The sequence below is a fragment of the Rothia mucilaginosa genome (assembly GCF_901875305.1).
In the GTDB taxonomy this organism is placed as follows: domain Bacteria; phylum Actinomycetota; class Actinomycetes; order Actinomycetales; family Micrococcaceae; genus Rothia.
In genome coordinates, this window is the sequence record NZ_CABFLY010000001.1 from 1 (window position 1) to 15032 (window position 15032).

The 15032-nt window shown below is 59.3% G+C and carries 12 protein-coding genes; 6 read left to right on the plus strand and 6 right to left on the minus strand.

Annotated elements, in window-relative coordinates; all coding sequences use genetic code 11:
• The 3 genes from JX292_RS00005 to JX292_RS00015 all read right to left on the minus strand — a co-directional run.
• A partial coding sequence (locus JX292_RS00005; RefSeq protein WP_204860125.1) for a hypothetical protein occupies positions 1 to 353 on the minus strand: 353 nt, incomplete at its 3' end.
• 3 nt (positions 354 to 356) lie between these two features.
• Positions 357 to 1082 carry a DUF6318 family protein gene (locus tag JX292_RS00010; RefSeq protein ID WP_204860128.1) on the minus strand — a complete coding sequence of 242 codons (726 nt, stop codon included), beginning with the start codon at positions 1080 to 1082 and terminating at the stop codon, positions 357 to 359.
• A gap of 355 nt (positions 1083 to 1437) precedes the next feature.
• Positions 1438 to 4668 carry a DEAD/DEAH box helicase gene (locus JX292_RS00015; RefSeq protein WP_204860130.1) on the minus strand — a complete coding sequence of 1077 codons (3231 nt, stop codon included), beginning with the start codon at positions 4666 to 4668 and terminating at the stop codon, positions 1438 to 1440.
• Positions 4669 to 4995: 327 nt separating this feature from the next.
• On the opposite strand from JX292_RS00015, the gene JX292_RS00020 reads away from it, so the two are divergent.
• Positions 4996 to 5436, plus strand: a complete 441-nt coding sequence (locus tag JX292_RS00020; RefSeq protein WP_204860132.1) for a hypothetical protein — start codon at positions 4996 to 4998, stop codon at positions 5434 to 5436.
• Positions 5437 to 5585: 149 nt separating this feature from the next.
• Here the strand turns inward: JX292_RS00020 and pta are convergent, their stop codons facing one another.
• Positions 5586 to 7676, minus strand: a complete 2091-nt coding sequence (gene pta, locus JX292_RS00025; protein ID WP_204860135.1) for a phosphate acetyltransferase — start codon at positions 7674 to 7676, stop codon at positions 5586 to 5588.
• A 239-nt stretch (positions 7677 to 7915) separates the two neighbouring features.
• Positions 7916 to 8539 carry a GNAT family N-acetyltransferase gene (locus JX292_RS00030; protein ID WP_204860137.1) on the minus strand — a complete coding sequence of 208 codons (624 nt, stop codon included), beginning with the start codon at positions 8537 to 8539 and terminating at the stop codon, positions 7916 to 7918.
• A 92-nt stretch (positions 8540 to 8631) separates the two neighbouring features.
• Here JX292_RS00030 and JX292_RS00035 point away from each other — a divergent pair, with 92 nt between their 5' ends.
• The 5 genes from JX292_RS00035 to JX292_RS00055 all read left to right on the plus strand — a co-directional run bounded on the left by JX292_RS00035 (position 8632) and on the right by JX292_RS00055 (position 13748).
• Positions 8632 to 9537 (plus strand): spermidine synthase, encoded by a 906-nt coding sequence (locus JX292_RS00035; protein ID WP_239653546.1) that lies wholly within the window; start codon positions 8632 to 8634, stop codon positions 9535 to 9537.
• 170 nt (positions 9538 to 9707) lie between these two features.
• On the plus strand, positions 9708 to 10655 hold the full coding sequence (gene pheA / locus JX292_RS00040) for a prephenate dehydratase (RefSeq protein ID WP_204860142.1): 948 nt from the start codon (positions 9708 to 9710) through the stop codon (positions 10653 to 10655).
• Between the two features lie 84 nt (positions 10656 to 10739).
• The gene (serS, locus tag JX292_RS00045) at positions 10740 to 12050 is read left to right on the plus strand and encodes a serine--tRNA ligase (protein WP_204860144.1); all 1311 of its coding nucleotides are present in this window, start codon (positions 10740 to 10742) and stop codon (positions 12048 to 12050) included.
• A 76-nt stretch (positions 12051 to 12126) separates the two neighbouring features.
• Positions 12127 to 13215, plus strand: coding sequence for a diacylglycerol/lipid kinase family protein (locus JX292_RS00050; RefSeq protein WP_204860147.1), 1089 nt, complete (start codon positions 12127 to 12129; stop codon positions 13213 to 13215).
• 107 nt (positions 13216 to 13322) lie between these two features.
• Positions 13323 to 13748, plus strand: coding sequence for a hypothetical protein (locus JX292_RS00055; protein ID WP_204860149.1), 426 nt, complete (start codon positions 13323 to 13325; stop codon positions 13746 to 13748).
• Positions 13749 to 13892: 144 nt separating this feature from the next.
• Here JX292_RS00055 and JX292_RS00060 read toward each other — a convergent pair whose 3' ends face one another.
• Positions 13893 to 14711 carry a hypothetical protein gene (locus tag JX292_RS00060; RefSeq protein WP_204860152.1) on the minus strand — a complete coding sequence of 273 codons (819 nt, stop codon included), beginning with the start codon at positions 14709 to 14711 and terminating at the stop codon, positions 13893 to 13895.
• Positions 14712 to 15032: the final 321 nt, after the last annotated feature.

Sequence of the window (15032 nt, forward strand, 5' to 3'; positions counted from 1 at the left end):
GGTTCACCGGGGTGGCGGTTTTGGGTCTTGCGGGCGTGCATTGTAGCACCGATTTCATCGGTTATTGATTGGTAGTTGTTATTAAACCAATTGACCCAGTTTTGGTAGTCGTTTGAAAGGGCCTGGGGATTGTTCGAACTATCACTGGGGACCTTGGAATTATCCTCTTTATTTGTAATGGCTGAATCGCCATCGCGTTCTGCTGGCTTATTTTTATGGGTTTGAGATGTCTTATAACAGTGCCCATTAGAATTTGAATTTGTACATTCTTCACTGTATGCATTTTGGATACTTAGAAGGGATATTGACAGAATGGATGCAAATAATATGCGCATGCACTTAGAGTTAATCATGGTTTATGCATCCTTAAAATTATTTTCTGTTCCGCTTCCGATAATTTTCCAATATCCTTCGGTATATTTAAAAAAGTAGTTGAAGAGATCATCATTTTTATCTGTATTTGCTCGCTTGGTAATTTCTCCATCGGAGTCGATATACATAACGGTGCTCCAGAATCGGCGGAACTTCATGCGGTAGATTTTCTGTTTTTCGTCATAAATTAGGTCGCCCTCAACTTGGTAGGAATCCAGACCGTCCACAACCCAACCACCACGCTTGTAGAGATCTTCAATATATTCATAAAATGGATATTCTTTAGAAGTTTTTTCAACATACTGGATGACTGGCGCACAATTTCCCGTTTGAATAGCGTAGTTATGGGCATTCAGCCAGTCTTCCATCATGCGGCTGAGGCCTTCTTCGGTCTCGGGGTACTGGGCGGGTTCGTTACGAGGTTTGGGGACATTCTGTGCAGGGCCATACGCGTCAGCCTTACGGTACTCGCCGTCGGGGGCTTTGGAACCGCCAGAGTAGCCGCGGGTAATGACCGGGCTCGGAGTAGCACTCGCTGAAGGCGACTCAGATGCCGCGGCAGAAGCCGCCGCTGTCTCGCTCGGCGCCGCGGTTGCGGTGGCTGCCGCCTCGTTATTTGCCTGCTGGCCGCAGGCGGTAAGCAGGGCCCCCAGGCCCACAAGCGCGCCGCTGCCCAGCAGGGTACGGCGATTAAAGATGGTCGAATCCATAGAAGATACGCTCCTATCGTCGGTGATGGTGTGTTGTATATGTGCCTGTCGGGCTGGTTTTCACAGGTCAAACTGAGTACCGGAAGGTAAACAGCCCTGTCGTGTGTCTAATAGGCGCATCAATGCGCTATAGAACACTACGATGTCCACCATACCGTATATTTGCCATCGTTTGCATTCTTTTGGTTGTTGTGGTGATGAATCATTACTATTCGGATATTTAATTGCTTTATGCATCAAATATCTTTGTGGGGTTTTTGCGCCAAGCTAGCCGACAGGATAGTGTCTTCATCTAAAAAGCAGGCGGCCCCGAATGTTCAAACATCCGGGGCCGCCTGCTGCGGTTATATAGAGCCTACGAGGCAATCTTCGCGATCTGGAACATGGACGCCGGCATCGGACGGTCCAGCGCCCAGCGAATATGCATCGGCTTGGAGCCCTCGTGAGAAATGTATTTCACGGTGCCCAGGCACATGTAGGGGCTGGTACCTAGGCTGTCATTCTTAACATGGCGAACGAAAAGAACGATGCGGCGCCCCAGCTCTTCATGGTGTTGGAGGACCTGTCCTATATCAGTATTAGCAGAGGTCTTGTTATCCGAGTCCCATGCGAATTCAGACCTGCTGATGGCATAGTCCTTGTACATGGTAGACGGGGAGAAGTGTGTTTCTGATTTGTCCAGGGTCACCAGTAGCGCGGTGGTATTCGTCGGGTCGAAGGGTACAACACCGTTGACCACGCCGCCGGGTACCTTGAAGTTCTCCTCTTGACCCGCCAACCCGGCAAACAACTCCTCACGAGAGTAGTAGGCGTGAGTGCGCAGGGGAATATCTTCGCCCTCAAAAAGTGGCAGGGTGGAGTTGGCGTCCAGCATGGCGTTGCGTTGCCAGATGCTCTCCAGCTCTTGCAGTATTCCGCGGTTCTTACGCAGGGTTGCCAGACCTTCGTCGAGGCTGAACCTTTCGGCTGAGCCTACCCACTCAGCATTCGGCCAGATGGAGAACAGAAGCATCCATGCGTAGCGGCGCTGCTCGTCGCTCATATCCTGCTCCAGGATGTCCGTGTTCAGTAGCTCCAGGTAGGCATTGATACGGAAGCTGTCGTTCACGTGTCTGAGCGCCTTGACGCGCCTATTCACTTCGAGAGAAATATTGTTCTGGAAAGGAACTACCAGGTCGGGGTACAGCCCAGTTGCAGCCTGGAGGCTGGTCCAGGTCGTTGCGACAGGCTTAGTGACACCGGGCAGGGGCACCTTGCTGCTACGGCCGTAAATCTGCGGCAATCCCAGTCCGTAGTGGTTGATGAAGTCAATGACGGTGGGACGAATATTGGGTTCCGCAGAATCTTGCCGCATATTTTCCAGGTAGCCCTTGACGGTGCTGATGAGGGCGTTCTTATTCATACGCAGGGACTCGCGAATCTTCTGGATGACCTGCTCCTGAGTCATCTCGTCTAGATGGAAGTGACAGCCAGCCGGTAGTTCGGGGCTCTCAATGTCCTGTTCGGTCAGGGCGCCCTGCCGCGCAAAGGCGCGGTACTTGCTGTGAATCATGAAGTTCTTGTTCTGATGTCCCACAAAGTCGAGGACCGTCAGAACAGACTTCAACGGCGCACGGCGCAGGCCGCGGCCCAGCTGTTGCAGGAAGAGGGTGAGCGACTGGGTGGGGCGCAACATCAGGAGCGTGTCGATGTTCGGAATATCGACGCCCTCGTTGAACAGGTCCACGGTGAAGATGGTCGTCAGCTCGTGGTTGTCATCCGCAAGATTCCCCATAACCTCGGCACGACGCTCGGCGGAATCCGTACCCACCAAGCAGGCTGCCGGGATTCCTATTTCGTTGAACTTCTGAGCCATGTATTCGGCGTGTTTCACGCTCACGCAGAATCCGAGCGCTTTCATGCGCAGGGGGTTGTCGACCTTCTTGCGTAGCTCCTCCACAATGATGCGCAGGCGGCGTTCAGCATCCTTATGGTCGGTGTACCGCTTTTCCAGGTCGGTTTCGTCGTACCGGCCACCCCGAACGTTGACGCGACGCAGGTCGGTGCCGTCGGTAATACCGAAGTACTGGAAGGGTACGAGGAGGTTGTCTTCGAGTGCATCCCACAGGCGGATTGAGGTCGCCACGTAGCCGCCGAAGTACTTGTCGGCGATGTTCACTCCGTCTTCTCGCTCGGGTGTTGCGGTCAGGCCGATAAATTCGCGGGGTGCAAAGTAGTTAAAAACTTTGTCCCAGCTAGCGGCCTCAATGTGGTGACATTCATCCATGATGATGACGTCGAAATAGTCCGGCGCATAATTCTCAAGGGTAGCACCTGACAAAGTTTGAATGGTCGCAAAAACAGCCTCGTTATATTCGGGCTTTTTGCCTCCGGTCAGAAGTTCACCGAAATTACCTTTAAGCATGACGTCGCCGAAAGTGCGGCGCGCCTGGTCGAGGATTTCTTTTCGGTGCGCAATGAAAAGCAGCTTCAGCTTTTTGCCGGACTGCTCGCAGAGGCGCCTGTAGTCGAGGGCGGAGAACACGGTTTTGCCGGTGCCGGTTGCGGCCACGGCGAGGTTACGGTGGCGGCCCTTAGAACGAGCGTTCTGCATCTCTTCGAGCATGCGCGCCTGATGCGGGAACGGGTGCACATCCAGCAGGGACGAGTCGATATCGTACTCCAGACCCTTGCTCTTGCGGCCGGTAATATCCGCCTTGGCCAGGGCAGTATCGAGCTCCTGTTTCTCCTGGTCAGTGGCGGTATAGAGGGTAAAATCACCGCTCTTCCAATAGCTCTCGAACAGGCCTTCAAACTGGCGGATCAGGCCGGGAGTAATCGGGCTGGAGATACGCACATTCCACTCCAAGCCGTCAGTGAGCGCGGCGCTGGAGAGGTTTGAGCTGCCCACATAACCGGTGGACATGCCAGTATTGCGGTGGAACAGCCAGGCCTTCGCATGTAGGCGGGTGCTGTCACCCTGGTAACTGATTTTCACCTCCGCGCCGTACTCTTCGACGAGGCGGTCAATAGCCTTACGGTCGGTCGCGCCCATGTAGGTGGTGGTAATAATGCGGAAAGGAATACCGCGATTTTTAATAGCTTTAAGCTGCTCACTCAAACTATTAACGCCGGACATTTTAAGAAAAGAGCAGAGCAAATCTACACGGTCTGCACTTTCTAATTCTTTCTGAATTTCAGTGTTGAGATTTAGGTCTTTAGAAGTATTCGTCATCAGAGCAACATCGCTCAGAGGAATATCGGGGCGCGTAGTCTTTGTATTCGTGAGGGCGAGTTCGCGCATCTGAATTACGTTGCTGTCGTCATCGGTCAGCAACGAATCATTCTGCTCTTCGGCCTCCTGCGGTAGGAGCTCCATCATGCGGTTGATGAGTTTCACCTGGTCGGCAGGGGTTTTGAGGCTTTCGAGGGCGGGGGCTAGTTGGGTGGCGAAGAACTGGGTGAGCAGTTCGGGGATGTTGTAGTCGTCCTTTTTGAGAATTTCTTCCTGCCATTGCGCGCCTTCGGGGATAGCGCGGCCCATGAGCGATGCGCTTTTGAGGTGCTCGTACAGTCCCAGAGGGAGAGTTTCGTCAGTCGTGGTCATAGCAGCAGCCTAGCAGCCCGGGCGGTTTGCCGCTGCTTGGGTGGTCACCGGCTCAGGGGTGAAGGCGGTGAAAGTCTGTAATTACAAAAATTCTCTGCCCGTCTTCTCCGCGAGAAGCCACATGTGTTTCGAGAAGCCACGTAACATGTTGCTTTTCGAAACACATGTGGCTTCTCGGCGCATAAAAACAGTGCACCAAGCACCCCGCCCCGCGCACACAACACACCAGCCCAAATGCTATTGATTCGCATCACACGCCGGCGTTCTTAGGTGTCCTTGGGGGCAACACTCAGACAGAAGCCCGCCCTCCACCTCGAAAGGGGCCGCATGAAAACCTTCTGGACCAACCTCCCCCTCACCATCCGTGCGGCAGTCATCTTCTGCTACGCCTACGCCGTGGTGCGCATCCTCAACCTCTTCGCTGAGGCAGGCACCGCACCGCTGACCCCGCGCACGCTCCTCGACGGTGCCCTCACCGCCGCGGTCGTTCTCGGCGCTCTCGCCCTGTACCTGGGTAACGCGCTAAGTGCCGCTCTGCGCGCCCGGCGAGAAGGCTACGAGCCCCGCCCGGTCGGTATCATCGTCGCCTACGCGCTCTTCGTGGCGGCGTGTGCCTACCTTGTCTGCCGCCTCATCGCTTACACCGTGGAGGCGGGGCTCACCTGGCTCTTCCCGCCCGCCCTCGGCCCGGTTCTGACCGCCGTGGGCATGGCTGTTCTTGGCGTGATTAACTATGTGCGCCTCGACCGCCGTACCCGCAAGGTCTAACCGGGGAGTTGCACCAAAAGAAATCCCTGTAATTACAAAAAATCTCCCGCACCGGGTGGAGCACACCTCCAAGGCATGCCCCGCCCAGTGCGGGAGATTTCTATGTCAACGGAACGCCGCAGCCTTCACGCTACAGCGCCGCGTGCACCTTACAGGCTCTGCGCCTGAATTGCGGTAATCGCAACGGTGTTGATGATGTCCTCAACGGTGGTACCGCGGGACAGGTCGTTCACGGGCTTACGCAGACCCTGCAGAACCGGGCCCACAGCGGCAGCACCCGAAGACTGCTGAACAGCCTTGTAGGTGTTGTTACCGGTGTTCAGGTCGGGGAAGACGAACACGGTAGCCTGACCAGCAACCTCGCTGCCGGGCAGCTTGGTCGACGCAATGGACATGTTCGAAGCAGCGTCGTACTGGATCGGGCCCTCGACCGCGAAGTCGGGGTTCGAAGCGCGCACGATCTCGGTTGCCTCACGCACAACGTCCACGTCTGCGCCAGCGCCGGAGGTGCCGGTCGAGTAGGACAGCATAGCAACCTTCGGCTCCACACCGAACTGGCGTGCAGTCTCCGCGGATGCCTTCGCAATGTCGGCCAGCTGCTCTGCGTTCGGGTTCGGGTTCACTGCGCAGTCGCCGTAGACCAGAACGCGGTCTTCCATCAGCATCAGGAAGACGGAGGAGACGATCTTGGTGCCGGGGCGGGTCTTGATGAACTCGAGCGAGGGGCGGATGGTGTTCGCGGTGGTGTTCACAGCACCGGAAACCATGCCGTCGGCGATGCCCTTGTAAACCAGCATGGTGCCGAAGTACGAGGGGTCGGTCATGCGCTCGCGAGCAGCCTCAATGGTGACGCCCTTGTGTGCACGCAGCTCAGCGTAGGTTGCTGCGAAGTCCTCGGAGTACTCGTTGTTCTCGATGTCGATGATGCGGATCGAGCTGGGCAGCTCAATACCCTCAGCCTGGCAAATCTCTGCAATCTTGGCGGGGTTACCGAGCAGAATCAGGTCGCAGAAGTCGCGGCGAGCAATAATCTCGGCGGCACGCAGAATACGCACGTCGTAACCCTCGGGCAGAACCACGGAGCGGCGGTTTGCGCGTGCGGTCTCGATGAGGTTGTGCAGGAAGCGCAGCGGGGTCATGGAAGCCGGGCGCTCGATGGACAGGCGGGACAGCAGCTCGTCCTTGTTGACGTGTTCGTCCCAGCCACCCAGGGCGGCGGCCAGCTTGCGCTGGTGACCGCTCTCGAGGGAGCCGTGCACGCGGGAGACGGCGCGTGCGGACTTGAAGGTGTCGTGCTCGGTGGACAGCACCGGGAAGGGTGCGTTCTTGATGAGCTCGCCCACGGCGGTGTGCTGGCCGGATACGTCGTCCAGGCCGCCGGTGAGCAGCACGCCCGAGGGAGCGGGGAAGGACGGTGCCAGTGCGGAGGCCAGGGTTGCGGCCACGATGTCTGCACGGTCGCCGGGGACAATCACGAAGTCGCCGTCGACGAACTGGCCCAGGAAGTTGGAGACGGTCATGGCGGCGACCTTGATGCCGTGAATATCGCGGCTGAGGTCCCCAGCCTTCACGCCGGCGGTGTCGAGCTTGAGGGCCTCGGCCACCTCACCGACGGTCGGAGCGGTCAGCTCGGAAATCTCGGGCAGCACGTAGACGGGCAGGTTTGCCTCGCCGCGCTTGACGGACTTCTCGATGTCCTCGCGCAGGGTGGGCTCTGCACGGTTGACGATGACGGCGAGCAGGTCAGCCTTGGATGCGGTCAGCTCGGTGCGGGCCACGTCAACGGCAGTGACTGCCTCTTCGACGGTGGCTTCCTGCGCACCGACGATAGCGACGACGGGCAGGCCCAGGTCGCGTGCAATCTGGACGTTCAGGTCGAATTCGACTGCGAGTGCGTTGGCGGGCAGGTAGACGCCGTCAACAATCACGACGTCGCTGTTGGCTGCGACCTTCTCGTAGGCGGATACCGCGCGGGAGGAAATCTCTTCGGTGTCGCCCTCAGCGATGAGTGCGAGTGCGTCGTTCATGGAGACGGCGCCGCCGACCTGCTCCTCGGAGAGGTTGAAGTGCTCGCGAATCAGGCGTGCTACGGGGTCGTCAGCGATGGTTGCGCCGTCGAAGACGGGGCGGAAGAAGCCGACGCGGTCCGCGCGCTTAATCAGGGAGTCTGCCAGGCCCAGGGCAATCAGGGACTTGCCCGAGTTCGGGGACGTAGCGGAGAGGTAAAGACCGGTGGTCATATTCTACTTTCCTTCGGTGGGGTGGCGTTCGGCGCCGGTACCGCGCGTGCGCAGGGGTTCCCTGTGTCTGTGCGGTGTGCGTCGAGCGTAGGTCACTTTCTATGTTAAGACTTTGCGGGTGTGGCGCCTAACAGCGTTCAGGGTGCGATGTGTCGCACGGCGTCCCGGGCGGGGCCGCCGCGTGCCTCGCGGTGCCCGCAGCTGCTGGACTAGCCGTCTGGCCCGCCCGTTTATGGGTTTTACGGGTTGAGGATGCGCGCGTACCGCACGCTGTGGCCGGGCGCCCAGATGCCGCGTGCCGCGAATTCGATGCTGTTGCGCTGGTAGCCGAGACACTCGTAGAAGGAGATTGCTCGTTCGTTTTCAGCCATGACCCACAGGTAGGAGTTTTCGTCCGGGTAGATGACGGACTCGTAGAGTGCCTGACCGAGCCCGGTGCCGTGCGTGTGGTTGAGCGTGTACAGGTGCGTGAGCTTACGGATACCCGCGGGCAGTTCGGGGAGGTTGTCGGCGCGTTCGAGTTCCCAGTCGGAGAACTCGCAGAGTGAGAGCGCCAGGCCGACCGGCTTATCCCAGTCGATGTGTGCGCCGATGGAGCAGGAGAGCCCGCCGTCGGGGGTCCAGCCGGGTACATCGTAGGCGAAGAAGCCTCGCACGGTGGGGGAGGAAAGGTGGCGGTGGAAGTCTTCGAGGTAGTCACCACGTTCGATGCGGTGGCGGGCGGTGAAGCTTTCCCCGAGAGCGTCGAAGTACAGCGGATCGTAGGTTTGCTCCATGCAGTCCAGCTGCAGGTTCACGTATTTTTCGGCGTCGGTCGGTTCAATCGGTGCGAGCACGTAGCGGCCCTGACATACAAATCCCATGGGTTCCAGTCTACTCAGCCGGCCCCTGTGGAGGCGGTTTGCCGCGGGTGCGTACGCTAGGGGCGTGTGGGCTGTCGGCTAGGCTAGAGGGTATGGCGAAAAAGAGCAGGGCACCGAAGAACTCCCCCAAAAACCAGAAAACCCAGAAGGCGCAGAAGAACCAGAAGAACCGGGCTGGCGAGGCCGAGAACACCCCCGTGCAGGGTGCCGCCGCTGGCGTGTACCCGATTTCTACGGGTGAGGCGGAGCTGGTCCCCGACGGCTACCATGCCGACGGCTGGCTGCTACTCATTAATGGTGTGCAGTCTTCCCATGTGATTGTGGGTGAGCCCCGCCAGATGGATTTTGAGTACATGCGCTGGATTGCGGCGGTCGTTTCCTCGCACGTGGAGGAGCACCTGGATGCTGCGAAGCTGCGCATCACCCACCTGGGCGGCGGCGCGTGCTCCATGGCGCGCTATTTCGCTGACCTGTACCCCACCAGCCGCAACACGGTTGTTGAGCTGGATGCCAAGCTCGCCGAGTATGTGCGCGCCTGGTTCGACATCCCTAAGGCGCCGCGCGTGAAAATTCGTGTGGGCGAGGCGGGTGCCGTCACCTCCACGTTTGCCCCGGCATCCCGCGACGTGCTGATTCGTGACGTGTTCGCCGGGGACACCACCCCCGAGGCGCTCACCACCGTCGAGTTCACCCGCACCGTCGCCGAGTCGCTGGCACCCGGTGGCCTGTACATCCTCAATTGCGGTGACGGGCCGGCACTGACCGGCGCCCGCGCGGAGGCGTCCGCCCTGCTTGAAGTGTTCGAGTACGTGTGCATTGTGGCGGATTCGGCAATGTTGAAGGGTCGCCGCCGCGGCAACGTCATTATTGCCGGTTCGCACGCGCCCCTGCCGGAGGCTGGTTCCGTGCAGGCTGCCGCTATCGCCCGTGAGCTCATGGGTGGAGGCGTGCCCGCCCAGTACTGGGACACCGCGCGGGTGCGCCAGTTCGCGGGTTAGGGGGTTAGGCTTCAGTCATAGGTTAGTGACGTTGGGGGTGGGTCTTAACCACCCCCAACGCCACTAACCCACCCCTAAAATCGCCAACCCATGACCGAAGCCATTCCGAGATGCATACAGCACAGGCGAAACCCCACCGATACCGACCCCAACCCGATACCATGGTGACCATGCGATACACCTACCTTGGCCCCTCCGGCACCTTCACTGAATCTGCCCTGCTGAGCGTCCCCGGCGCATCCGACGCCGAACGCATCCCCGCCACCAGCGTGCCCGACGCGCTCGCACGCCTGAACGCGGGCGAGGTGGACGCCGCCATGGTGCCCATCGAAAACTCCGTGGAGGGCGGCGTGAGTGCCACCCTGGACGCTATCGCAGCCAGCGAGGGTGTACGCATTATCCGCGAGGTGCTCGTACCGATCCGCTTCGTGCTGGTTGCCGCGAAGCCCATCAGCATTGACGACGTTAAGACCATCTCCACCCACTCGCATGCTTGGGCGCAGGTGCGCGGCTGGGCGCAGGATAACGTGCCCACCGCCGCCTACCTGCCCGGCTCCTCCACCGCGGCGGCGGCCGTCGGCCTGCTCGAAGAGGGCTGCACCTACGATGCGGCAATCTGCTCCCCGGCGCTGCTGAACTACCACCCGGAACTGCACGTACTGCAGGACAATATTGGCGACAACAAGAACGCCGTGACCCGCTTCGTGTTGCTCTCCCGCATCGCCGACATCCCTGAGCCGACCGGCTCCGACAAAACCACCCTGACTGTGCCGCTGCCCGCCAACCGTGCCGGCGCCCTGCTCGAACTGCTCGAACAGTTCTCGGTGCGCGGCGTGAACCTCTCCCGCATCGAGTCGCGCCCCACCGGCGAAGGTATGGGCTCCTACTCGTTCAGCATCGACGCCGACGGCCACATTTATGAGGCACGCATGCGCGATGCACTGCGCGGCCTGCACCGCGTCTCCCCGACGCTGAAGTTCCTCGGCTCCTACCCGCGCGCCGACCACGAAAACACCGAGGTCGACAGCATCCACTCCGACGCCTCCTTCGACTCCGCGCACGAGTGGCTGGAATCGCTCTTCCCGAATGGCCGCCCCACACACCTGCAGCGCCGCTAGAGGCGCCGCTAACCGGCCGCCGCTAGCTGCTCACCAGCACAAACCCCGCACGCACCCCACCGCAAGATTAGGTAGGATAAAACAGTGATTGATATTAACCTCCTCCGCGAAAACCCCGACGTCTTCCGCGCCTCCCAGCGAGCACGCGGCAAGGACGAAACCCACGTCGACCGCATCCTCGAAGCCGACACCGCCCGCCGCGCACTCATCGGCGAATACGAGACCCTGCGCGCCGAACAGAACGCCTTCGGCAAGACCGTCGCAAAGGCACCCAAGGAAGAAAAGCCCGCCCTCGTCGCACAGGCGAAGGAACTGGCAGCCCGCGTCAACGAAGCAAAGGCAGCCTCCGAAGCGAAAACCGCCGAATATGAGGAACTGGTCAGCAGCATCGAAAACCTCATCATCGACGGCGTACCCACCGGTGGTGAAGACGACTACGTAGTCGTCAAGAAGGTCGGCACCCCCCGCGACTTCACCGCTGACGGCTTCGAACCGCGCGACCACCTCGAAATCGGCGAACTCGTCGACGGCATCGACATGGCACGCGGCGCGAAGGTCTCCGGCGCACGCTTCTACTTCCTCAAGGGCCAGGTGGCCCGCCTGGAGCAGGCACTCATGTGGATGGCGCTCGACCTCGCAACCGAGCACGGCTTCACCATGATGACCACCCCCACCCTGGTACGCCCCGAAATCATGAACGGCACCGGCTTTAACGTCAAGCACGATGACGAAATCTACCGCCTCGAACACGACGACCTGTACCTGGTTGGTACCTCCGAGGTGGCGCTCGCCGGCTACCACACCGACGAAATTCTCGACTTCGAGAAGGGCCCCAAGAAGTACCTGGGCTGGTCCTCCTGCTACCGCCGCGAGGCAGGCTCCGCAGGTAAGGACACCCGCGGTATCATTCGCGTGCACCAGTTCAACAAGGCTGAAATGTTCGTCTACTGCCCCGTCGAGCAGGCAGAAGAGATGCACGCAAAGCTACTGTCCCTCGAAGAGGAAATGCTGCAGCGCTGCGGCCTCGCATACCGTGTGATTGACACCGCCGCAGGCGACCTGGGAACCTCCGCAGCCCGCAAGTTCGACTGCGAGGCATGGGTCCCCACCCAGGGCACCTACCGTGAGCTGACCTCCACCTCGAACTGCACCACCTACCAGGCGCGCCGCCTGAACATCCGCGAGCGCACCCCGGACACCGTGGACGAGGCAGGCAACGTGCGTAAGGGCCGCACCCGCTCCGTGGCAACCCTGAACGGCACCCTGGCGACGACTCGCTGGGTGGTTGCCATCCTGGAGACTCACCAGCAGGCTGACGGCTCCGTGCGTATCCCCGAGGCACTTCGCCCCTACATGGGTGGTGCCGAGGTCATCCCCGCAGTAGCCGCTGAGTAATCTCACAACCAGCTGAAAAACCCGCTCACCGCGTAAACGGTGAGCGGGTTTTTGTGTGGGCGGGTAGTCTAAAATCATGCCTTTACTCCGTAAACTCCTTGGTGTTTCTGCGGCGGCGGCTCTGACCGCCTCCGTCACTCGTGCCCGCCGTGAAGCGCGCCGACGCGCTATCGAACTGGGTGCGCCCTTCGGCGTTCTGCCGACCCTGCCTACCGGGCAGGCGCAGCGCGTGGGCGTGGTGTACAACCCGAGTAAGCCCGGCGTTGCGGCGGCTATCGAGATTCTGGAACGTACCCTCGCGGCGAACGGCCACCCGCAGGCGCTGGTGCGCACCACCCGCGTGGACGAGCCCGGCTCGGAGGCTGCCCGCGAGCTGATTGCCGAGGGCGTTGACCTGCTGATTGCCGCCGGTGGTGACGGTACGGTGCGCGCCGTGGCGGCGGTGCTGGCGCATCATGAGGGGCCGAAGCCGCGCCTGGGTATTCTGCCGATGGGCACCGGTAACCTGCTGGCGCGCAACCTGTACATCCCGGTCAGTGACGTGGCGGCGTGCGTTGATATTGCGCTCAACGGCGCGGGTCAGACCGTTGACGCGATTGAGATGACGACGACGGGCACCACCGGCGAAGAAACAGAACACACGTTCTTTGTGATGAGTGGTGCCGGCTTTGATGCGCTTGTCATGAATGATACGAACGAGGATATTAAGGCGAAGTTCGGCTGGGTGGCGTATGTGCAGTCCGGCATGAAGCATATGCTGGGCAGGTCGCACCCGGTGCGTATTAGCGTGGATGGTGCGCCGTTCCGTACTTTGCCGATGCGTTCGGTGCTGATCGCGAATTGTGGCCGCCTGCAGGGCGGTATTCGCCTGGCGGATATGACGGATGTGCACGACGGTAATCTTGAGGTGATTGTGGCGTCCCCGCGTGACCTGGTGGAGTGGGGGCTGCTGATGGCGAAGGTTACGCGACGCACGATTTTGGGTTCGCCGCGCATTGAGCTGCCGGTGATCCGCCACCTGGTGGGGTCTGAGGTGGTGTTGGAGTTCCCGGATGGTGTGCAGCCGGTTGAGGTGGACGGTGACCCGGCGCCGTCGGCGTACCGCATTAGTGCGCGCGTGTTGCCTGCCGCCGTGGAGGTGGCGGTCCACCCCGAGGTGCTTTAGCGGGCGTGGTTTGCTTGCTCGCACCCGCTTTGAGGAATCGCCCAGGTGGGTGACGTATTCTCAGGGGAGTTGATGTATACACCGAGTACGTCAGGAGACAACCACCTATGAACAACCAGTCAGCACTTCAACACACTGCACCGTATCTTCCGCATCCCGCAGATGGTCTGCAGGAGAAGCCGCGCCGCGGCTTCTGGAAGACTGTTCTGCGTATTATCGCCTGGGGCATGTACGTTGTGAGCGTGCCCGTGTGCCTGGTGGTGATGGGGGTCGTCATTGTTGGCCTGGTGTTGCTTGGCGGCTCGATTGATAACGTGATTCTTCACTTTGTGGTCATGCTGGTGATGCCTTTCGTTGCTCTGGCCCTTGGGGCTGTTGGGCTGTATTTCTTTGGTGTGAAGGTTATTGGTGGCCTTTTCACGTATTCGCGGGCTGATAGTGAGGTGGAGGATGGTGGCGAGCGCTTCGTTCGGGGTACGTACGAGTTCTTTGCCGATATTTTTGCGGGCCTCCCTGACATTGACTTCTTCTAACGGAGGCGGGGTCTGGCGGATAGCTCATAGATAGGGCTTAAACATATGAATGCGGTGGGGCGGGACAGAATCAAATCTGTCCCGCCCCACCGCGCATTAATTTATAAAACGAGATAACTGGGTTACCAGCCTACCGTTTGGGGGTTACAGCTTGAAACCCCACTCAATCAGCTTGCTCTTGCCGATAGTGAATCGCTGTGAGGGATCATCAGATTCATCCATCAGTATGTTCGTTTTAGTCTCTGACTTTTCTGAGTCAAAACGCCAATCGCCGTCCTCCCAGACCATGCGGATGGGCACCCAGCCGATGCTGATTGATCCGCCCTGCTTCTGTGCCATCATGTAGACTTTCACCGTGGCACGCTCCGTTGAGTATCCCTGGATGCTGTAGGCATAAATAGCCGACACATAGTTAGACATGTCATCATCCGAATCACTGGACTCTCCATCTTCCCAAGGATCGGGCTTGCCATTGTAGCGGCTAGAGAAGATAGCACGACGGGCGTCAGCTGGTATTTCGTCATTACCAATTACAACCATTGCATTAATGGCGGACATAGCTGCACCTGTCGGGTTGTGCGCGAAACACTGACCCAGACGACCCTGACGCACGGTCGGACCATAAGTTTTAGATACCGGATAATGGACGCTGTCGGTCATCTGCTCCCAGGTGTAGTCAGAAGGAATATCCGCAGAAAATTCTTTACCCGTCGGAACCTTCACATCGCATACTGCACGGTGGTTGGTGCTCGCTGAGCTGCTTGCCGCTAGAGCCGAGATGGAGGGCTCGGCAGTGCTAGAGGAGGCGGGTTGTGACTGCTCCGTATTGTTGGAGGAGCCTGCTGCTACGGGGTTTGAGTCTTTACCGCCAGGGATAAGAACTATGACCAGTAAGACCAGTAGGGCAACTACAGCGGCAGCGAGCGCCCAGCGGGGGATAGTTACTCCGCCCTTGTTTTCCATAACAATCTCCAAAATACGTAGACCCCGCATCTGGGGTGCGTCAGATAACCCCACCCCCGGGCGGGGGGGGGGAGAGAGAGAGATTGAATGAGTGATGAGAGTATACGGTACCGCAGAACGCCTCTGAGCCAGAGCGCAACGTCGAGGACTGCAAGACGCAAAACACGGCGGCACGTGGTTATCGGTGTTAGAAGTAACCCTACCATGCATGCAAATATCCCGCAGGTGCTTGCCCGCAAACTATCACCATGTGACCTGGATTATGAAAAAAACTGCCGATTTTTTCACTATTTCCCAAAAATTTTAGGAATAATGAAAAAA

Coding starts and splice junctions, on each gene's coding strand:
- JX292_RS00010 (WP_204860128.1), bottom strand. CDS start 1,082: ATGGATTCGACCATCTTTAATCGCCGTACCCTGCTGGGCAGCGGCGCG.
- pta (WP_204860135.1), bottom strand. CDS start 7,676: ATGACCACCGGTCTTTACCTCTCCGCTACGTCCCCGAACTCGGGCAAG.
- JX292_RS00020 (WP_204860132.1), top strand. CDS start 4,996: ATGAAAACCTTCTGGACCAACCTCCCCCTCACCATCCGTGCGGCAGTC.
- JX292_RS00060 (WP_204860152.1), bottom strand. CDS start 14,711: ATGGAAAACAAGGGCGGAGTAACTATCCCCCGCTGGGCGCTCGCTGCC.
- JX292_RS00035 (WP_239653546.1), top strand. CDS start 8,632: ATGGCGAAAAAGAGCAGGGCACCGAAGAACTCCCCCAAAAACCAGAAA.
- JX292_RS00055 (WP_204860149.1), top strand. CDS start 13,323: ATGAACAACCAGTCAGCACTTCAACACACTGCACCGTATCTTCCGCAT.
- JX292_RS00015 (WP_204860130.1), bottom strand. CDS start 4,668: ATGACCACGACTGACGAAACTCTCCCTCTGGGACTGTACGAGCACCTC.
- JX292_RS00030 (WP_204860137.1), bottom strand. CDS start 8,539: ATGGGATTTGTATGTCAGGGCCGCTACGTGCTCGCACCGATTGAACCG.
- pheA (WP_204860142.1), top strand. CDS start 9,708: ATGCGATACACCTACCTTGGCCCCTCCGGCACCTTCACTGAATCTGCC.
- JX292_RS00050 (WP_204860147.1), top strand. CDS start 12,127: ATGCCTTTACTCCGTAAACTCCTTGGTGTTTCTGCGGCGGCGGCTCTG.